This window comes from Dechloromonas denitrificans, assembly GCF_020510685.1.
Classification (GTDB): Bacteria; Pseudomonadota; Gammaproteobacteria; order Burkholderiales; family Rhodocyclaceae; genus Azonexus; species Azonexus denitrificans_A.
The window spans coordinates 3,951,101-3,969,696 of sequence record NZ_CP075185.1; the positions used below are offsets into that span (position 1 = coordinate 3,951,101).

At 63.2% G+C, this 18,596-nt stretch carries 18 protein-coding genes and 1 other RNA gene; 11 read left to right on the plus strand and 8 right to left on the minus strand.

Annotated elements, in window-relative coordinates; all coding sequences use genetic code 11:
• The first annotated feature begins 120 nt into the window (after nt 1–120).
• Both uvrA and KI611_RS18850 read left to right on the plus strand, forming a co-directional pair.
• Nucleotides 121–2,946: an excinuclease ABC subunit UvrA gene (gene uvrA, locus KI611_RS18845; protein ID WP_226417187.1), complete on the plus strand. Its 2,826-nt coding sequence runs from the start codon at nt 121–123 to the stop codon at nt 2,944–2,946.
• A complete protein-coding gene (locus tag KI611_RS18850) occupies nt 2,943–3,314 on the plus strand; it encodes a diacylglycerol kinase (protein ID WP_226417188.1) in 372 nt (123 codons plus the stop codon). The genes uvrA and KI611_RS18850 overlap by 4 nt, the downstream gene beginning before the upstream one ends.
• Before the next feature lie 40 nt (nt 3,315–3,354).
• Here KI611_RS18850 and rnpB read toward each other — a convergent pair.
• The 3 genes from rnpB to KI611_RS18865 all read right to left on the minus strand — a co-directional run bounded on the left by rnpB (nt 3,355) and on the right by KI611_RS18865 (nt 5,454).
• An RNA gene (rnpB, locus tag KI611_RS18855) (RNase P RNA component class A) lies at nt 3,355–3,746 on the minus strand.
• 102 nt (nt 3,747–3,848) lie between these two features.
• Entirely contained in the window at nt 3,849–4,871 is a 1,023-nt protein-coding gene (adhP, locus tag KI611_RS18860) for an alcohol dehydrogenase AdhP (protein ID WP_226417189.1), read from the minus strand.
• 115 nt (nt 4,872–4,986) lie between these two features.
• Complete coding sequence (locus KI611_RS18865) at nt 4,987–5,454, minus strand: Lrp/AsnC family transcriptional regulator (RefSeq protein ID WP_226417190.1); 468 nt, start codon at nt 5,452–5,454, stop codon at nt 4,987–4,989.
• 173 nt (nt 5,455–5,627) lie between these two features.
• Here KI611_RS18865 and leuA point away from each other — a divergent pair, with 173 nt between their 5' ends.
• The 3 genes from leuA to infA all read left to right on the plus strand — a co-directional run bounded on the left by leuA (nt 5,628) and on the right by infA (nt 8,782).
• Nucleotides 5,628–7,322: a 2-isopropylmalate synthase gene (gene leuA, locus KI611_RS18870; RefSeq protein WP_226417191.1), complete on the plus strand. Its 1,695-nt coding sequence runs from the start codon at nt 5,628–5,630 to the stop codon at nt 7,320–7,322.
• A 284-nt stretch (nt 7,323–7,606) separates the two neighbouring features.
• Nucleotides 7,607–8,485, plus strand: a complete 879-nt coding sequence (locus tag KI611_RS18875; protein ID WP_226417192.1) for a transglutaminase-like domain-containing protein — start codon at nt 7,607–7,609, stop codon at nt 8,483–8,485.
• Between the two features lie 33 nt (nt 8,486–8,518).
• Entirely contained in the window at nt 8,519–8,782 is a 264-nt protein-coding gene (gene infA, locus KI611_RS18880) for a translation initiation factor IF-1 (RefSeq protein WP_226417193.1), read from the plus strand.
• Here the strand turns inward: infA and KI611_RS18885 are convergent.
• Genes KI611_RS18885 through rsmI form a run of 4 tightly spaced genes read right to left on the minus strand, consistent with a single transcriptional unit; the run spans nt 8,779 to nt 11,906 of the window.
• Entirely contained in the window at nt 8,779–9,561 is a 783-nt protein-coding gene (locus tag KI611_RS18885; RefSeq protein WP_226417194.1) for a DUF3025 domain-containing protein, read from the minus strand. The genes infA and KI611_RS18885 overlap by 4 nt on opposite strands.
• The gene (locus tag KI611_RS18890; RefSeq protein ID WP_226417195.1) at nt 9,558–9,998 is read right to left on the minus strand and encodes a hypothetical protein; all 441 of its coding nucleotides are present in this window, start codon (nt 9,996–9,998) and stop codon (nt 9,558–9,560) included. The genes KI611_RS18885 and KI611_RS18890 overlap by 4 nt, the downstream gene beginning before the upstream one ends.
• 11 nt (nt 9,999–10,009) lie before the next feature.
• On the minus strand, nt 10,010–11,041 hold the full coding sequence (gene pyrC, locus KI611_RS18895; protein WP_413463920.1) for a dihydroorotase: 1,032 nt from the start codon (nt 11,039–11,041) through the stop codon (nt 10,010–10,012).
• A gap of 28 nt (nt 11,042–11,069) precedes the next feature.
• A complete protein-coding gene (gene rsmI / locus KI611_RS18900; RefSeq protein ID WP_226417196.1) occupies nt 11,070–11,906 on the minus strand; it encodes a 16S rRNA (cytidine(1402)-2'-O)-methyltransferase in 837 nt (278 codons plus the stop codon).
• A 10-nt stretch (nt 11,907–11,916) separates the two neighbouring features.
• Here rsmI and KI611_RS18905 point away from each other — a divergent pair, with 10 nt between their 5' ends.
• From KI611_RS18905 to KI611_RS18930, 6 genes are read left to right on the plus strand one after another with little or no spacing between them, the layout of a single operon-like run.
• Nucleotides 11,917–12,279 carry a YraN family protein gene (locus KI611_RS18905; protein ID WP_226417197.1) on the plus strand — a complete coding sequence of 121 codons (363 nt, stop codon included), beginning with the start codon at nt 11,917–11,919 and terminating at the stop codon, nt 12,277–12,279.
• Nucleotides 12,257–12,622 carry an HIRAN domain-containing protein gene (locus tag KI611_RS18910; RefSeq protein ID WP_226417198.1) on the plus strand — a complete coding sequence of 122 codons (366 nt, stop codon included), beginning with the start codon at nt 12,257–12,259 and terminating at the stop codon, nt 12,620–12,622. The genes KI611_RS18905 and KI611_RS18910 overlap by 23 nt, the downstream gene beginning before the upstream one ends.
• 41 nt (nt 12,623–12,663) lie before the next feature.
• A complete protein-coding gene (locus tag KI611_RS18915; RefSeq protein WP_226417199.1) occupies nt 12,664–13,251 on the plus strand; it encodes a phosphoheptose isomerase in 588 nt (195 codons plus the stop codon).
• Nucleotides 13,252–13,253: 2 nt separating this feature from the next.
• Complete coding sequence (locus KI611_RS18920; protein ID WP_226417200.1) at nt 13,254–13,916, plus strand: BON domain-containing protein; 663 nt, start codon at nt 13,254–13,256, stop codon at nt 13,914–13,916.
• Nucleotides 13,917–13,970: 54 nt separating this feature from the next.
• Entirely contained in the window at nt 13,971–14,354 is a 384-nt protein-coding gene (locus KI611_RS18925; protein ID WP_226417201.1) for a DUF6394 family protein, read from the plus strand.
• Between the two features lie 9 nt (nt 14,355–14,363).
• Complete coding sequence (locus KI611_RS18930; protein WP_226417202.1) at nt 14,364–16,058, plus strand: potassium channel family protein; 1,695 nt, start codon at nt 14,364–14,366, stop codon at nt 16,056–16,058.
• Nucleotides 16,059–16,197: 139 nt separating this feature from the next.
• Here the strand turns inward: KI611_RS18930 and KI611_RS18935 are convergent, their stop codons facing one another.
• Nucleotides 16,198–18,435, minus strand: a complete 2,238-nt coding sequence (locus KI611_RS18935; protein ID WP_226417203.1) for an NADP-dependent isocitrate dehydrogenase — start codon at nt 18,433–18,435, stop codon at nt 16,198–16,200.
• Nucleotides 18,436–18,596 lie beyond the last annotated feature (161 nt).

Sequence of the window (18,596 nt, forward strand, 5' to 3'; positions counted from 1 at the left end):
GCCCGAGCGCAAAGCAGAGCGAACAACGCGACCGGAAACTGTTTTTTCATACAGTCTTCCGTGCATCCGGCTACAGTTTTGCGTATAGTTCCCCTTCCCCCAACCGAGAATAGAACAGCGATGGAAACCATCCGCATTCGCGGCGCGCGCACCCACAACCTGAAGAACATCAATCTCGATCTGCCGCGCAACCAGCTGATCGTGATTACCGGCCTGTCCGGCTCGGGCAAGTCGTCGCTCGCTTTCGATACGCTGTATGCCGAGGGGCAGCGGCGTTACGTCGAATCGCTGTCGGCCTATGCCCGGCAGTTCCTGCAGTTGATGGAGAAGCCGGATGTCGATCTGATCGAAGGCCTAAGCCCGGCCATTTCCATCGAGCAGAAGGCGACTTCGCACAACCCGCGGTCGACCGTCGGCACGGTGACCGAGATTCACGACTACCTGCGCCTGCTCTTTGCTCGCGCCGGCACGCCCTACTGCCCGGAGCACAACCATCCGCTGGAAGCCCAGACGGTGTCGCAGATGGTCGATACCGTGCTCGCCCTGCCGGCCGAAACCAAGCTGATGATCCTCGCCCCGGTGGTGGCCAACCGCAAGGGCGAGCAGATGGACCTGTTCGCCGAATTGCGCGCCCAGGGTTTCGCCCGCGTCCGGGTCGACGGCACGGTGTACGAGATCGACGACGTGCCGAAGCTGAGCAAGGCGCAAAAACATACTGTCGATGTCGTGGTCGACCGCCTGAAGGTGCGTGACGACATGCGCCAACGGCTGGCCGAATCGTTCGAGACGGCGCTGCGCCATGCCGAGGGGCGGGCGATTGCGCTGGAGATGGAGGGCGGCAAGGAGCACATGTTCTCCGCCAAGTTCGCCTGCCCGGTCTGCTCGTATGCCTTGCAGGAGCTGGAACCACGACTGTTCTCCTTCAACAACCCGATGGGCGCCTGCCCGAAGTGCGACGGCCTCGGGGTGATCCAGTTCTTCGACCCCAAGCGGGTCGTCACCAACCCGGCGCTGTCGCTGGCCGGCGGGGCGATTCGCGGCTGGGACAAAAAGAACCAGTTCTATTTCCAGATTATCGAATCGCTGGCCGACCATTACGGTTTCTCGGTCGACACGCCGTTCAACCAGCTGACCGAAGAAGCCCGCCAGCTGGTCCTCTACGGCTCCGGCCGGACGGAAATCAACTTCCGTTACCTGAACGAAAAAGGCACGCGCTTCGACCGCAGCCATACCTTCGAGGGCATCATCCCCAACCTCGAACGACGCTACCGCGGCAGCGATTCGCAGGCGGTACGCGAAGAGCTGTCGAAGTACGTCAGCAACATCAGCTGCCCGACCTGCAACGGCACCCGGCTGCGCACCGAGGCGCGGCATGTCCGGGTCGGCGCCAAGACGCTGCATGAAATCAGCCGCCTGCCGCTCGGCGAGGCGCGCAACTACTTCAATTGCCTGGAACTGACCGGCAACAAGGCGCAGGTTGCCGACAAGATATTGAAGGAAATCACCGCCCGCCTCTCCTTCCTGATCAACGTCGGGCTCGATTACCTGTGCCTAGAACGCTCGGCCGAAACGCTGTCGGGCGGCGAGGCGCAGCGCATCCGGCTGGCCTCGCAGATCGGCTCGGGGCTGACCGGGGTGATGTACGTCCTGGATGAACCGTCGATCGGCCTGCACCAGCGCGACAACGACCGCCTGCTGGAAACGCTGCGCAACCTGCGCGACATGGGCAACACCGTGCTCGTCGTCGAGCACGACGAGGACGCCATCCGCTCCGCCGATTACGTCGTCGACATCGGCCCGGGCGCCGGCATCCACGGCGGTTTCGTCGTCGCCGAAGGGACGCCGGCCGAAGTCACCGCCAACCCGGCGTCGATGACCGGCGCCTACCTCTCCGGCCGCAAGTCGATTAATGGACCGAAAACCCGGCGCCCGCCGAATCCCGACAAGCAACTCAAGGTCGTCGGCGCCTACGGCAACAACCTCAAGGATGTCACGCTGGAGCTGCCGCTCGGTCTGCTCACCTGCATCACCGGTGTTTCCGGCTCGGGCAAGTCGACGCTGATCAACGACACGCTGTACGCCGCGGCCGCCAAACACCTTTACGGTTCGACCACCGAACCGGCGCCGCACAAGGAAATCGTCGGCCTCGAACAGTTCGACAAGGTGATCAATGTCGACCAGTCGCCGATCGGCCGCACGCCGCGCTCCAACCCGGCCACCTACACCGGCCTATTGACGCCGATCCGCGAACTGTTCGCCCAGGTGCCGGAATCCCGCGCCCGCGGCTACGGCCCCGGCCGCTTCAGCTTCAACGTCAAGGGCGGCCGCTGCGAGGCCTGCCAGGGCGACGGCATGCTCAAGGTCGAGATGCACTTCCTGCCCGACATCTACGTCCCGTGCGACGTCTGCCACGGCAAGCGCTACAACCGCGAGACGCTGGAAATCCACTACAAGGGCAAGACGATCCACGAGATTCTCGAGATGACCGTCGAGCAGGCGCGCGAGTTCTACGATGCCGTGCCGGTCGTGGCGAGAAAGCTGCAGACCCTGGTCGATGTCGGTCTCAGCTACATCACCCTCGGCCAGAGCGCGACCACGCTGTCCGGCGGCGAAGCGCAGCGCGTCAAGCTGGCCCTCGAACTGTCCAAGCGCGACACCGGCCGCACGCTGTACATCCTCGACGAACCGACCACCGGCCTGCATTTCCAGGACATCGAAATGCTGCTCGCCGTGCTGCACCGGCTGGCCGACCACGGCAACACCATCGTCGTCATCGAACACAACCTCGACGTCATCAAGACCGCCGACTGGCTGGTCGATCTCGGCCCGGAAGGCGGCGATGGCGGTGGCCGGATCCTCGTCGCCGGCACGCCGGAAACGGTAGCCAAATGCAAGGCCAGTCATACCGGCCGCTTCCTGAAACCACTGCTGGAAAAAAGAAAATGAGCGCCGCCGAATTCAAGGGCAAGAAAGGCCTGACCCGCCTGTGGAATGCCCTCGGCTATTCCCGTGACGGCATTGTCGCCGCCTGGCAGAACGAAGCGGCCTTCCGCGAGGAAATCCTGCTCGCTGTGGTGACCATCCCGCTGGCGATCTATCTCGGCCACAGCGGCATTGAACGCGCCTTGCTGATCGGCAGCATCATCCTGATCCTGATCGTCGAAATCCTCAATTCGGCCGTCGAAGCGGTGGTCGACAAGGCCTCGCCGGAGAAGAACGAACTGGCCAAGCGGGCCAAGGACATGGGCAGCGCCGCAGTGCTCTTCAGCCTGCTCAATGCGGCCACCGTCTGGGCCTGCGTTCTCTGGCCCTGAGCGGCAATGCCACGGCGCGCCGGCGCCGGGCGGTGATGGTGTGGAAAGCCGGCCGATAAGCCGGGTTCTGTTCCCCCCTTGCGGGGTTCGGCAATCATTCCTCTAGGCCTGCCGTCACCGACAGGCTCAAGCAACCTACCCGGAAGCAGCGCGGGCCACGCCTAATGCTTCCCTATTTGGTCTTGCTCCGGATGGGGTTTACCGTGCCGCTGAACGTTACCGCCAGCGCGGTGAGCTCTTACCTCGCCGTTTCACCCTTACCTGATCCCCTTGCGGGGCCATCGGCGGTCTATTCTCTGTTGCACTGTCCGTTGCCTTGGTCTTGCGACGTATAGCACCCAGTCGTTAACTGGCATCCTGCCCTATGGAGCCCGGACTTTCCTCCCGGCATCGAAGTTGCCCCCGACGCCCAGCGATTGCCTGGCCGACTTTCCGGGGCGGATTATACGCATCCCGGCGACGCCACTGCCGACTATCGTTGGCCGCCAAAAACAAAGCCCCGGTGGTCTACCGGGGCCCGGCCCTAGGCTGGCGTCAGATCGTGACGACGATCCGCCCGTCGATGGCGCCGGCCTTCATGCGGCCGAAGATGGCATTGATATTGTCGAGCTTGTCCATGCTGTAGTGCGTGGCAACCTTGCCTTCACCGGCAAACTCCAGCGCCTCCTGCAGGTCTTTGCGGGTGCCGACGATGGAACCGCGCACGGTCTTGGCGTTGAGCACGACATCGAAGATCGGTAATTCGAAATTGCCCGGCGGCAAGCCGACCAGCGACATCGTGCCGCGCTTGTGCAGCATGCCGACGGCCTGGCCGAAGGCGGCGCGCGAGACGGCGGTGACCAGCACCCCGTGGGCGCCGCGAATCTGCTGCTGAACGAGTTGCACCGGATCCTGGGTCAGCGCGTTGATCGCTTCGTCGGCACCGAGCGAACGGGCCAGCGCCAGCTTGTCGTCGGCGACATCGACGGCGATGACATGGAAGCCCATCGCCTTGGCGTACTGCACGGCCATGTGGCCGAGGCCGCCGATGCCGGAGATCACCACCCAGTCGCCCGGCTTGCAATCGAGCTGCTTGAGGCCCTTGTAGACGGTGACACCGGCGCAGAGCACCGGGGCGGCCGGGGCGAATTCCAGATTGTCGGGCAGCTTGCCGACATAGGACGGATCGGCCAGCACGTACTCGGCGTAGCCGCCGTTCACCGTGTAGCCAGTCATCTGCTGGCTGTCGCACAGCGTTTCCCAGCCGGTGATGCAGTGTTCGCAATGACCACAGGCGGTGTGCAGCCAGGGCACGCCGACCCGGTCGCCTTCCTTGACCCAGGTGACGCCGGCGCCGACCGCGGCGACGAAACCGACGCCTTCGTGCCCGGGAATGAAGGGCAGCGACGGCTTGACCGGCCAGTCGCCTTCGGCGGCGTGCAGGTCGGTATGGCAAACGCCGGAGGCAACGATGCGAACCAGCACCTGACCGGGCGGCACTGCCGGGATATCGACTTCCTCGATGACCAGGGGCTGGCCGAAGGTGTGGACGACAGCGGCTTTCATTTTTCCTGCCATGACAATCTCCTCGACTGGGTTACAGACGGGACCAAGCCACCAGCAGCGGCCGGTTCCGGGATGTGCTGCAGCAGCTCCAGTCTAGTCCAGCCGCGGCCGTCCGGCCATCTCGATCTCAGCTGCCGAGAGGTAGCGCCGTCCGGTCGACCACTTTCCTCAGCACAAAACTGGAATGCACGCCGGTCACCCCCTGGATGCGGGTGATCTTGTTGAGCAGCAGATCCTGGTAGGCGTCCATGTCGCGGATGACGACCTTCAGCTGGTAATCGGACTGCTGGCCGGTGATCAGCAGGCACTCCAGCACCTCCGGAATCCCGGCGATCGTCGCCTCCAGGTTGGCGAAGCGTTCCGGCGTGTGCTGGTCCATCGAGATGCCGATCAGCGCCATCAGGCTGAGGCCGAGTTTCTTGGCGTCGAGCAGGGCGCGATAACCGGTGATCAGGCCGTTTTCTTCCAGCGCCCGGACCCGGCGCAGACAGGGCGAAGGCGACAGGCCGATGCGGTCGGCCAGATCCTGGTTGCTGATCCGCCCATCCTGCTGAAGGATGTCGAGGATCTGCCGGTCGTAGCGATCAAGTTGCATGTAATTCCCACGAAATCTTAAGTATTGAACGATTATTCTGAAATTTGTTACTTATGCGCAAGTTTATGTTGTTTCAACAAGAAACAACACCACAATACGCAAGCACCTGCCGGGTGTTTTTCCGTAACATGATGTTCATCCAATCAATGCAGCGCCGAGTCCAGGAGCCCACCATGTTGCCCAACCCGAACAGCAAATACCGCGCCTTTCCCCCGGTCAATCTCGTCGACCGCCAATGGCCGAACCGCACCATCACCCAGCCGCCGGTCTGGATGAGCACCGATCTCCGCGACGGCAACCAGTCTTTGTTCGAGCCGATGAACGGCGAGAAGAAGATGCGGATGTTCAAGACGCTCTGCGCCATCGGCTTCAAGGAAATCGAAGTGGCTTTCCCGTCCGCCTCGCAGACCGAATTCGACTTCGTCCGCGAACTCATCGACGGCCGGCACATTCCCGACGATGTCAGCATCGAAGTCCTCACCCAGGCCCGTGAACACCTTATCCGCCGCACCTTCGAATCGCTCAAGGGCGCCCGGCAGGCGATCGTCCACGTCTATAACGCTACCTCCAAGCCGTTCCGCGACAACGTCTTCGCGATGAGCAAGGCGGAGGTCGTCGCCATGGCGGTGAGCGCCGTCCAGCTCATCAAGCAGCTTGCCGCCGAGATGCCGGAAACCGCGATCACCCTCGAATACAGCCCGGAAACCTTCACCGCCACCGAACTCGATTTCGCCCTCGAAGTCTGCGACGCCGTGACCGCCGCCTGGGGCGCGACGCCGGACAACAAGGTCATCCTCAACCTTCCGACCACCGTGGAGATCGCCACGCCGAACATCTACGCCGACCAGATCGAGTGGATGCACCGCCATCTTGCCCGGCGCGACAGCGTGATCATCAGCCTCCACCCGCACAACGACCGCGGCACCGCCGTCGCCGCCGCCGAACTCGGCTTGATGGCCGGCGCCGACCGCGTCGAGGGCTGCCTTTTCGGCAGCGGCGAGCGGACCGGCAATGTGGACATCGTCACCGTCGCCCTCAACATGTACACCCAGGGCGTCCATCCCGGCCTCGATTTCTCGGACATCAATGCCGTCGCCCGCACCGTCGAGCACTGCAACCAGTTGCCCATCCACCCGCGCCATCCTTACGTTGGCGATCTCGTATTCACGGCCTTCTCCGGCTCCCACCAGGATGCCATCAAGAAGGGCTTCTCCGCTCAAGAGGCGGAGCAGCCGTGGAACGTGCCCTATTTGCCGATCGATCCGGCCGACCTCGGGCGCAGCTACGATTCGGTGATCCGGGTCAATAGCCAGTCGGGCAAGGGGGGCATCGCCTACTTGATGGAAACCGAGCACGGCGTGGTGATGCCGCGCCGCCTCCAGGTCGAGTTTTCCGGCGTCGTCCAGCAGCACACCGACGCCTTTGGCGGCGAAGTCAGCGCCGACGATATCTGGAATCTCTTTGCCCAAACCTACCTCGATACCGTTTCGCCAGTCCGCTACCTCGGCCACCATCTCTTCGAGCACGGCGAGGCCCAGGGCATCCGCCTCAATATCGAGATCGACGGCACGCCGCACATCCTCAGCGGCGAAGGCAACGGCCCGATCAACGCCGCGGTGCATGCCTTGCAGAGCGCCGGCTTCGCCATCCAGGTGCGCAGCTACGAGGAGCGCTCGATGACGCCGATCGGCGAAGACGGCAATGCCCGGGCCTGCGCCTTCATGGAAATTGCCGGCCGGGATGGCGGCGAACGCTACGGGATCGGCCTCGACAGCAACATCGTCACCGCCTCGATCAAGGCCTTGCTCAGCGGCATCAACCGGATCGGCGCCAGCCAGACGGCCGGCGAGCTCCACCAGGCGGCCTGATGCACGATGCCCCTCGCCCTCTCTACCCGCTGGCGGAGAGGGCGGCGGCCAACGAATCCGACGATTGCCCTTGATTTACCTTGCCGCCTCGGGTATGGGCGCGTAAGATAGTCGGGCTAAGCTGAAAGGCTTACAAATCATCGTTTTGCCCCGCGGAAATGCCTTTTCCCCGGCAGCGCCTTCGCTCCGCGAACTGCCCGCCCGCCGACCCCGCCATTTCCCGCCGCACAGCGTCGTTTTCAGTGGTCACCTGGACAACAGGCGGCGTCATTTTTAGGAAATACATGGTTCGCATTCAGTTCGCGATTGATCTCCATTACGAACTTCTTTACCCCGGCACCGATTTTGTCTTCAACATCCACGCCGCCCAGACTGCCAACCAATTGGTGATCAGCGAACAACTGCAGATCAGCCAGCCCGTCCTGACGACGATCCAGACCAACCCGACGACCTACGCCCGCTACCTACGCCTGACCGCCGGCCCGGGACCGCTGCACGTCAATTACCAGTCCACCGTCGATATCGACCATCACGTCGGCCAACCGGACAGCATCGGCGAAACGCCGGTCGCCCAGTTGCCGCTGTCGGCGCTGACCTACATCTACCCCAGCCGCTACTGCCAGTCCGACCGCCTCAGCCTGCTGGCGCTCAAGGAATTCGGCCATCTGCCGAAAGGCTACCGCCGGGTCGAAGCGATCCAGACCTGGGTCCGTCAGCAGATCACCTTCCGCTCCAACACCAGCAATTCGAACACCTCGGCACTCGACACCCTGACCGACCGGGTCGGCGTCTGCCGCGACTTCGCCCATCTGATGATCGCCATCTGCCGCGCCCTGAACATCCCGGCGCGCTTTACCACCGGCATCGATTACGGTGCCGATCCGGCCCTCGGGCCGACCGATTTCCATGCCTACGTCGAAGTCTTTCTCGACCACCGCTGGTATTTGTTCGACCCGTCCGGCACGGCGATCCCGATGGGTTTCGTCCGCATGGGCACTGGCCGCGATGCGGCCGACGTCTCTTACGCAACGATTTTCGGCAGCGTCACTTCTCCGCCGCCGGTCATCACGGTCAGCGCCATCACCGAAGCCGGCCGCCCCTGGGAACTGCCGCGTCACCGAAGCGAAGCACTGTCGACCGACGCAGCAGTCAACGCCATTTAACCCCCCAACTCATTTATCACCGGAGAATTATCCTTGGCAAAAGAAGAACTACTTGAAATGCAAGGCGTCGTGAACGACGTCCTTCCCGATACCCGCTTTCGCGTCACGCTGGAAAACGGTCACGAACTGATCGCCTACACCTCAGGCAAGATGAAGAAGAATCACATCCGCATCCTGGTCGGCGACAAAGTGACGCTTGAACTCTCGCCCTACGATCTGAGCAAGGGCCGCATCACCTTCCGTCACATCGAAACCCGCACCGGCACCTCCGCACCGCCGCGTCGCCGCCGCTACTAAGCCGACCGACGCGCTCCGCGTCCGGGGCGAAACTGATACGTGTCGTCGTAGTACGCAGGGTTTTCATTCTCCGGCACGACGCCGGGAATACCGAGCAAGGGCAGGGGTTGAAAGTCGCGCGGTCGCTGGTAGCGACCGCTGGCCAGATCAGCGGCCAGACGAGTGTCGACCGCAGTCAGCTGGTCGGCCAGCGACATCCCCAGCCACCCTTCACTCTCCTCGAAGAGTACGGCCTTGGCCGTCAGGCCGCGAAACGGCTTGAGCAGCTGTTCGTATGTGGCATGGCCGAAGATGATGAAGCGCATGGCGCTTTTCACTTCGGCACGGTGGTCGACGAACAGCTTTTTCCATTCGAAGCCACGCAACAGGTCGAGCAGTTCCGGCTTGCTTGAGACGACGACGATGCCGCATTCGTCGAAATGCGTCAGCGCATCGCGGATCGTGCCGCGCGCCGCGCCGCTCGGCGTCATCGCGCGAACATGGCTGGCGCTGACGGCCAGCTTGGTCCGGGTGAAGGTCAGCCAGACCAGGGCATTGAAGAAATCGTGCCAGTTGTCGCGCCGCGTCTCGACTTCGCCACGCTCCCAGATGCGGCACTCATAGACCCGGCCATCCGGCTGCGGCGGCACGAAACGCACCCGGCAACCGTTTGCCGTATGGATCGGAAAGCGCTCGGCCAGTTCGGCCAAGGCGCCGCTTTCCGGCGCCGATGGCAGGAGGTCGAGCCAGCGCCGCAGCGGCGCGAACAGCGGTGAATCGCAAGCGGGCGCCGCGCTCACTCTTCGGCGTCGCCAGCCCCGCCTGCCGCTTCCTTGGCGAAGACCAGTTCGCCATCCTTCAGCCGGAAGACCCCCATCAGTTGCCCCATGCCTTCCAGCGGCTCGCTGTCCATCTTGGCGAAACTCTCGCAGGTTTGCGTTTCGGTCGCGAACATCCGCTTGCCGACCTTGATGATGAAGGCGCCCGAAGGCACCTGATAAACCTCGACCCGGCTCTTCGCCGTGCCGGTGCCCAGACTGTGCCGGCGCATGCAGGCCGGCATCCTGGAGACCACCAGGAAGAGCTCAACCTTGTTGTCCCAGAAATACGGCTGCTCGCGGATCAGCGACAGCACATGCTCGCGGGTGTTGTCGATTTCGTAGGTCGCGGCGTCGTTGACGCAGGCGGTCAGCAGCGGCGCGGCAAACAGCGGCAGGATCAGATGGCGCAGACGCATGATGCGATTCCTCAGAGCATTTTCCACGAGAGTGTTTCACCGGCCCGCAACGGCACGATGCGGTCGGTGCTGAGATACGGGTAATCGGCCGGCACCTCCCAGCTTTCCTTGACCAGCGTCACCGTGCCGCTGTTGCGCGGCAGGCCGTACCAGTCCGGGCCGTTGAAGCTGGCAAAGGCTTCCAGCTTGCCCAGCGCGCCGGCCTGCTCGAAGGCCTCGGCATACAACTCCAGCGCCGCATAGGCGGTGTAGCAACCGGCACAGCCGCAGGCCGCCTCCTTGGCGCCCTTGGCGTGCGGCGCCGAGTCGGTGCCGAGGAAGAACTTCGGGTTGCCGGACACCGCTGCGGCAACCAGTGCCGCGCGGTGAGTTTCGCGCTTCAGCACCGGCAGGCAGTACCAGTGCGGACGAACACCGCCCTGGAAGATGGCGTTGCGGTTGTAGAGCAGGTGATGCGCGGTGATCGTCGCGGCAACGGTAGCCGGCGCACCGGCCACGAATTCGGCCGCATCCTTGGTGGTGATGTGCTCCATCACCACCTTCAGTTTCGGGAAACGCTGGACCAGCGGCAGCAAGACGGTGTCGATGAAGACCTTTTCGCGGTCGAACAGGTCGATCGCCGGATCGGTCACTTCGCCATGCACCAGCAACGGCAGGCCGAGACGCTCCATTTCGGCCAGCGCGTCGTAAGCCTTGGCGATATCGGTCAGGCCGGCATCGGAATTGGTCGTCGCCCCGGCCGGGTAAAGCTTCACCGCCTTGACGAAACCGCTCGCGGCCGCCCTGGCGATTTCGCTGGCCGGCGTGTTGTCGGTCAGGTACAGCGTCATCAGCGGCTCGAAGCTGCTGCCGGCCGGCAAGGCGGCGACGATGCGAGCCTGGTAGGCGGCAGCCTGGTCGACGGTGGTGACCGGCGGTTTCAGGTTGGGCATCACGATGGCCCGGCCGAACTGGCGGACGGTGTGGGCGAGGACGGAAGCCAGCGCTTCGCCATCGCGCAGGTGGAGATGCCAGTCGTCGGGGCGGGTAATGGTCAGTTGCATGATCGGTCTCGGTACGGTTTGCCGGATTTTAACTTTTCAGGGCCAGGGCCCGCTCATAAAGCGCATTTTTCGCCGCGCCGGTGATCGCCGATGCCAGCTTGCTCGCCTGCTTGACCGGCAAGCCTTCCGCCAGCAGCAGCTTGAGCACCCGCTCGCCTTCGCCATCGTCGGCATCGGCCGGCGCGCCGGAGACCATCAGCACGAACTCGCCGCGCTGACGATTGCTGTCTTCCTTCAGCCAGTCGAGCGCCTCGCTCAAGGGGCCGGAATGGATCGACTCGAACATTTTGGTCAGTTCGCGGGCGATGACCAGCGTGCGTTCGCCAAGAACCGTGGCGAGATCGGCGACTGTTTCCAGCACGCGGTGCGGGGCTTCGTAGAAAACCAGGGCGTACGGGTGTTCGCGCAAGGCCTCGATGGCCTGCCGACGTTGCCCGCCCTTGCTCGGCAGGAAACCGTAGAAGAGAAAATGTTCGTCGAGCAGGCCGGAACCGGACAGCGCGGTAGTCACCGCGCACGGGCCAGGCAGCGGAATGACCGGGCAACCGGCGGCGCGGACGGCGGCGACGATGCGGGCGCCGGGATCGGAAATGCCCGGCGTGCCGGCATCGGAAATCAGCGCCACCGCTTCGCCGGCCAACAGGCGCTCGACGATGCGGGCGGCGGCTTCGTGTTCGTTGTGCTGGTGTGCCGGCAAGGTTCGCGCCTTGGCGCCGAGTTGTTTCAACAGCGGCCCGCTGTGCCGGGTGTCTTCGGCGGCGACCCAGGGCACGGTACGCAGGATTTCCTCGGCCCGGCGCGTCAGATCGGTCATGTTTCCGAGCGGGGTCGGGACGACATACAATGCAGCGGATTCTTCCGTCATTTTTTCAGGCATGCAGGTAAAGACCAACGATACCACCACGACGCGCGGTCGCGAAGCCGAGACGCGCGCGGCACGGCATCTCGAATGCGCTGGCCTGCGCGTGGTGGAGCGCAATTTCCGGGTGCGCGGCGGCGAGATCGACCTGATCTGCCGCGATGGCAAGACCCTGGTCTTTGTCGAAGTGCGCCAGCGCAGCCGCAGCGACTTCGGCGGTGCCGCCGCCAGCATCACCGCCAGCAAGCGCCGGCGCATCGTCCTGGCCGCCCGGCACTATCTGAGCGGCAAGGCAGATTGCGACTGCCGCTTCGATTGCGTGCTGATCGACGGCGAACGCCTCGAATGGATGCGGAATGCGTTTGCTGCTGACGATTAGCCTGCTTTTCTGGCTGGCGCCGGCCGCGGCGGAGAGCGTCCGGCTGCTCATCCAGAGCTCGCCGCTGGCCGGCAGCCAGTATTACGCGGTCGGCGAGCAGTGGTCGCAGATGCGGGTCGGCGACCGCCTCGATCTGGTGCGCGAACCGGACAACCGCCATGACCGCAACGCCATCCGCGTCGAATGGCGCGGCCACCAGTTGGGTTACGTGCCGCGCCGCGAAAACCGGATGCTTGCGGCGGCGATGGATCAGGGCGAACGGCTGGTGGCGCGCATTGCCAAACTGCGCGAGGATGCCAACCCGTGGCAGCGGGTCGAGTTCGAGGTCTTCATCGAGCTGTGATGTAGAATGCTTCGATTACCAGCCCCAACTTACTGAAAAATATGGATCTGATTGCCCGCGTCGCCCAGCACTTCGAAGACAGCGCCAACACCAAGCTGAATGCGATCGACCAGATGGCCGCCCCGATCGCCGCCGCCATCGAAACACTGACCAACAGCCTGATCAACGGCGGCAAGATTCTCGCCTGCGGCAACGGCGGCTCGGCCGGCGACTCGCAACATTTCGCCGCCGAACTGGTCGGCCGATTCGAAGCGGAACGGCAGGAACTGGCGGCGATTGCGCTGACTACCGACAGCTCGATCCTGACCGCAGTCGGCAACGACTATTCGTTCAACCAGATTTTTTCCAAACAGGTACGCGCCCTCGGCCATGCCGGCGACGTCCTGCTCGCCATCTCGACCTCGGGCAATTCCAACAACGTCATCGAGGCGATCAAATCGGCGCACGAAGCCGACATGCGGGTCGTTGCACTGACCGGCAAAGGCGGCGGCCAGATCGGCGAAATGCTGCGCGACGACGATATCCATCTCTGCGTGCCGGCCGACCGGACGGCGCGAATTCAGGAAACCCATTTGCTCGTCATCCATTGCCTGTGCGATGGCATCGACGCGCTTCTGCTGGGAGTCTAATGATGCAAAAAACCAAACTCGCCGTCGCCGTACTGGCGCTGGCTACGCTGTTCCCGTTGCTGCAGGGCTGCGTCCCGGCGATCATCGCCGGCGGCGCAGTCGGCGTGATGTCGGCCCATGACCGGCGCTCGACCGGCGTCCAGGCCGACGACGAAACCACTGAATGGAAGGCCGCCCAGCGCGTCCCGGAGAAGTTCAAGGCCTTCTCCCACCTCAATTTCACCTCCTACAACCATCGCGTGCTGATTACCGGCGAAGTGCCGAGCGAAGAAGCCAAGAACATCATCGGCGAGCAGACCCGGCAAGTCGAAGGCGTCAAGGAAGTCTTCAACGAAGTAAACATCGCCGCGGCATCGGCGCTTGGCAACCGCAGCAACGACAGCTACATCACTTCCAAGCTGAAAGCCCGCCTGGTCGACTCCAACCAGCTGTCGGCCAATCACGTCAAGGTGGTCACCGAGAACGGCGTGGCTTACCTGATGGGCATCGTCAATGACCGCGAAGCCAAGGTCGCCATTGCCATCGCCCGGACCACGGACGGCGTGCGCCGGGTAGTTTCGATCATGGAAGTGGTCGCCGAAGCCGATACCCGCCGCATCGACAGCAGTTCCGTCGGCGGCGCCCGCAATGTGCCGGCACAGACGGCACCGGTCGAAACGCGCTAGAAAGAGCTGAATCGGCGAAGTTCGCGCTGAAGCAAACCATACAGGGGTTGCAGCATGAATCTGGAAAAGGTCATTTTCGGTTTTTTCATCGTTCTCGCGGCCACCCTCAATTTCGGCTTCTTCATCGGCGACATCGCCAACCCGGTGGTGCACAGCGTTTATGAACTGGCCGCCGCGCTGATCGTCAGCCTGATCGCCACCGCCCTGAAGTTCGGCGACCGGACGCAGATCGGCGCCATCCACCTGGCGACCAGCCTGGTCGCCGACCTGCAATTGATCGTGGCGGCCATCACCTGGGGCGTCGCCGTACACATTACCGGCACCGGCATGACCATGCATGTCACCTCCAGCGTCGTCTCGCTGTCGGGTGGGGCGCTGGTCGCCAACATCGTTTCCGTCGTCATCCTCATCGTTGAAACCGTGATGCTTCGCCGCTAGGAGGCGCGCGTGAATAACGCCTTCTTCCTCGTCCTGCGGCGCATGCGGGCGCCGATCATTCTGCTGATCGCCCTCTACGGTATTTCCGTGATCGGCCTGACGCTGGTCCCCGGCGTCGATGCCGCCGGTCAGCCGGCCGCCCCGCTCAGTTTCTTCCACGCCTTCTATTTCATCAGCTACACCGCGACGACCATCGGCTTCGGGGAGATTCCGAATGCCTTTTCCGACGCCCAGCGCCTGTGGGTCATCGTCTGCATCTATCTGACCGTGGTCGGCTGGTCCTATTCGCTGGTCACCCTGATCGCGCTGCTGCAGGACAAGGGTTTCCAGAACACGCTGACGACCAACCGCTTTGTCCGGCGCGTCCGCATCCTGAAAGAGCCGTTCTACCTGATCTGCGGCTGCGGCGAAACCGGCAGCCTGATTGCCCATAACTTCGACCGCCTCAATCAGGCCTTCGTCGTGCTGGAAAAGAATGAACTACGCGTTCAGGAACTCGACCTGCAGGACTTCAAGACCGACACCCCGGCCCTCGCCGCCGATGCCCGCCTGCCCGACAATCTGCTGCTAGCCGGCCTGAAGCACCCGAAATGCCGCGGCGTACTGGCGGTGACCAACGACGAGGAAAGCAATCTCGCCGTGGCCATCGCCGTCCGCCTGCTCAATCCCGACATCCCGGTCATCGCCCGCTCGCGCAGCCCGGCCGTCAAGGCCAACATGGCCTCGTTCGGCACCGACCACATCATCAACCCTTTCGAGCGCTTTGCCGATCATCTGGCGATGGCCGTCGCCGCCCCGGAACGTTTCCGCCTGATCGAACTGCTGACCAGCCTGCCGGAAACGCCAATCCCGGAACCACACCGGCCGCCCGCCGGTCACTGGATCCTGTGCGGCTACGGCCGCTTTGGCCGGGCCGTGGCGGAACGCCTGCAACCGGCCGGCGTGACGCTGACCATCATCGATCCGAGCACCAAGGAAGCCAGCCAGGGCATCGTCGGCGACGGCACCGAGGCCGCCACGCTGAAACAGGCCGGCATCGAAGCCGCCTCGGGCATCATCGCCGGCAGCGACAACGACGTTAACAACCTCTCCATCGCCGTCACCGCAGCCAAGCTCAATCCGCGACTGTTCGTCGTGACGCGGCAGAATCACAATGCCAACACGCCGCTGTTCGAGGCATTCCGGGGCGATTTTTCGATGGTCCCCAGTCACATCGTCGCTCAGGAGTGCATCGCCATTCTGACCACCCCGCTGCTCGCCCGTTTTCTCGCCCGGCTGCGCGACAAGAGCGAAGACTGGAGCTTGCACCTGGTCGGCCGCCTGCAAGGATTGTGCGATGGCCTGACGCCAACGGTCTGGGGCATCCGGCTGAATATTTCCGAAGCGCCGGCGGCCTGCCTGGCCTTGAGTGACAGCCCGCCGTTCAGGCTGGGCGAAATCCTGCGCGACGGCCGCGACCGCACGCAGCCGCTGGCTGCCGTGGCGTTAATGGTCGAGCGCGGCGGTGAATGCTTCCTGCTCCCCGACGACAACTTCCGGCTCGCCGCCGACGATCACCTGCTGCTCGCCAGCCCGCTCGACACCCGACGCAATCTGGCGTTGACGCTGCACAACGAGAACGAGCTGAACTACGTACTTACCGGTCAGGAACAGTCAGGCAGCTGGCTGTGGCAACGCCTGCGCCGGATGCAGCCGAGTCAATAGACGCGACTCGCCGGGCGGCAGTTGGCGGAGGATAGGCGAGGACTGCCTGATTAACCGGGAATGGAGGGCGACCAGGCGCCCTGCCTTGCCGACAAACCGGCGCTCTGGTTTGTCGGCAGGGATGCGGACTACCGTCCGATCAGGCGCGCGCCGCTTGCAACACGGCGTTGAGGGTGGCGCTCGGGCGCATCACGGCCTTGCACTTTTCGGCATCGGCGAGGTAATAGCCGCCGATGTCGGCCGGCTTGCCCTGCACCGCCTTGAACTCGGCAACGATCTTCGGCTCGTTCTCGGTCAGCGCCTTGGCCAGCGGCGCGAACTGCGCCTGCAGTTCCTTGTCGTCGGTCTGCGCGGCCAGTTCCTGAGCCCAGTACATGGCCAGGTAGAACTGGCTGCCCCGGTTGTCCAGCTCACCGGTGCGCGGCGACGGCGACTTGTTGTTGTCGAGCAGCTTGCCGGTTGCATCGTCGAGCGTCTTGGCCAGGACCTTGGCCTTGTTGTTGCCGGTCTTGATGCCCAGCTCCTCGAGAGAAACGGCCAGGGCCAGGAATTCGCCGAGCGAATCCCAGCGCAGGTGGTTCTCTTCAACCAGCTGCTTGACGTGCTTCGGAGCCGAACCGCCGGCTCCCGTTTCGTACATGCCGCCGCCGGCCATCAGCGGGACGATCGACAGCATCTTGGCGCTGGTGCCGAGTTCCATGATCGGGAACAGGTCGGTCAGGTAGTCGCGCAGGATGTTGCCGGTCACCGAGATGGTATCCATGCCGCGGATGACGCGTTCCAGCGTGTACCGCATGGCGCGCACCTGCGACATGTGCTGGATGTCGAGACCGGTGGTGTCGTGATCCTTCAGGTAGGTTTCGACCTTCTTGATCAGTTCGGCTTCGTGCGGACGGTACGGGTCCAGCCAGAAAACGGCCGGCGTGCCGGAATTGCGGGCCCGGGTAACGGCCAGCTTGACCCAGTCGCGGATCGGTGCGTCCTTGACCTGGCACATCCGCCAGATATCGCCGGCTTCGACGTTCTGCGACAGCAGCACTTCGCCGGTCGCCAGGTCGGTGATGTTGGCGACGCCGTCTTCGAGGATTTCGAAGGTCTTGTCGTGCGAGCCGTATTCCTCGGCCTGCTGGGCCATCAGACCGACGTTCGGGACGGTGCCCATGGTCACCGGATCGAAGTTGCCGTTGGTCTTGCAGAAGTTGATCATCTCCTGATAGATGCGGGCGAAGGTCGATTCCGGCATGACTGCCTTGGTGTCCTTCGGCTTGCCATCCGAACCCCACATCTTGCCGCCGATGCGGATCATGGCCGGCATCGAGGCGTCGACGATGATGTCGTTCGGCGAATGGAAATTGGTGATGCCCTTGGCCGAATCGACCATCGCCAGTTCCGGGCGGTGCTCGTGACAGGCGTGCAGATCGCGTTCGATTTCTTCGCGCTTCGATTCCGGCAGGGAGGCGATCTTGTCGTACAGATTGATCATGCCGTTATTGACGTTGACGCCGAGTTCGTCGAACAGCTTGCCGTGTTTCGCGAAAGCTTCCTTGTAGAAGATCCGTACGCAGTGGCCGAAGACGATCGGGTGCGAGACCTTCATCATCGTCGCCTTGACGTGCAGCGAGAACATCACGCCGGTCTTGCGCGCATCTTCCAGCTGCTCTTCGTAGAACTCGCACAGCGCCTTCTTGCTCATGAACATCGAATCGATGATCTCGCCGGCCAGCAACGAGAGCTTCGGCTTCAACACGATGCTTTTGCCGCTCTTGGTGACCAGTTCCATCTTGACGTCGCGCGCCTTGTCCAGGGTCATGGACTTTTCGCCGTGGTAGAAGTCACCGTGCTTCATGTGCGCGACGTGGGTGCGGGAAGCCATGCTCCACTCGCCCATCGAATGGGGGTTCTTGCGGGCGTATTTCTTGACGGCCAGCGGTGCGCGGCGGTCGGAGTTGCCTTCGCGCAGGACCGGATTGACGGAACTGCCCAGACACTTGGAATAGCGGGTCTTGAGTGCCTTTTCTTCGTCGTTCTTCGGATTTTCCGGAAAATCGGGAATCTTGAAGCCGCGCTTCTGCAGTTCCTTGATCGCCGCGGTCAATTGCCCGACCGAAGCGCTGATGTTCGGCAGTTTGATGATGTTGGTGTCCGGCAGTTGGGTCAGGCGGCTCAGTTCAGCCAGCGTGTTCGGAACTTTTTGTTCGTCGGTCAGGTAATCGGAGAATTCGGCCAGGACACGGGCGGAAACCGAAATGTCGCTCTTGACGATCTCGATACCGGCCGGTGCGGTGAAGGTGCGAATGATCGGCAGAAAGGAACAGGTCGCCAGCAGGGGCGCCTCATCCGTTAGTGTGTAAATGATCTTTGATTTTCCTGCAGCCATTGGCATTCCCTCGAATTTGATTGACTAACTGGGGCCGAATTTATACGCCCCCCCTTTCACCGTGCTTACAGCGGCAAAAGCGCCTGATGATGCGGCGGCGAGCCGCCAAGTATCCTCACCCGCCGCATCCCAGTCAACGCTGCTTATTCAACTGATTCCGA

Excerpts from the sequence above, each read along its gene's own strand:
- KI611_RS18935 (WP_226417203.1), bottom strand. The coding sequence starts at position 18,435 with ATGGCTGCAGGAAAATCAAAGATCATTTACACACTAACGGATGAGGCG.
- KI611_RS18925 (WP_226417201.1), top strand. The coding sequence starts at position 13,971 with ATGAATCTGGAAAAGGTCATTTTCGGTTTTTTCATCGTTCTCGCGGCC.
- KI611_RS18910 (WP_226417198.1), top strand. The coding sequence starts at position 12,257 with ATGCGTTTGCTGCTGACGATTAGCCTGCTTTTCTGGCTGGCGCCGGCC.
- adhP (WP_226417189.1), bottom strand. The coding sequence starts at position 4,871 with ATGGCAGGAAAAATGAAAGCCGCTGTCGTCCACACCTTCGGCCAGCCC.
- KI611_RS18905 (WP_226417197.1), top strand. The coding sequence starts at position 11,917 with ATGCAGGTAAAGACCAACGATACCACCACGACGCGCGGTCGCGAAGCC.
- KI611_RS18915 (WP_226417199.1), top strand. The coding sequence starts at position 12,664 with ATGGATCTGATTGCCCGCGTCGCCCAGCACTTCGAAGACAGCGCCAAC.
- KI611_RS18875 (WP_226417192.1), top strand. The coding sequence starts at position 7,607 with ATGGTTCGCATTCAGTTCGCGATTGATCTCCATTACGAACTTCTTTAC.
- KI611_RS18850 (WP_226417188.1), top strand. The coding sequence starts at position 2,943 with ATGAGCGCCGCCGAATTCAAGGGCAAGAAAGGCCTGACCCGCCTGTGG.
- pyrC (WP_413463920.1), bottom strand. The coding sequence starts at position 11,041 with ATGCAACTGACCATTACCCGCCCCGACGACTGGCATCTCCACCTGCGC.
- uvrA (WP_226417187.1), top strand. The coding sequence starts at position 121 with ATGGAAACCATCCGCATTCGCGGCGCGCGCACCCACAACCTGAAGAAC.
- rsmI (WP_226417196.1), bottom strand. The coding sequence starts at position 11,906 with ATGACGGAAGAATCCGCTGCATTGTATGTCGTCCCGACCCCGCTCGGA.
- KI611_RS18865 (WP_226417190.1), bottom strand. The coding sequence starts at position 5,454 with ATGCAACTTGATCGCTACGACCGGCAGATCCTCGACATCCTTCAGCAG.
- leuA (WP_226417191.1), top strand. The coding sequence starts at position 5,628 with ATGTTGCCCAACCCGAACAGCAAATACCGCGCCTTTCCCCCGGTCAAT.
- KI611_RS18890 (WP_226417195.1), bottom strand. The coding sequence starts at position 9,998 with ATGCGTCTGCGCCATCTGATCCTGCCGCTGTTTGCCGCGCCGCTGCTG.
- KI611_RS18920 (WP_226417200.1), top strand. The coding sequence starts at position 13,254 with ATGCAAAAAACCAAACTCGCCGTCGCCGTACTGGCGCTGGCTACGCTG.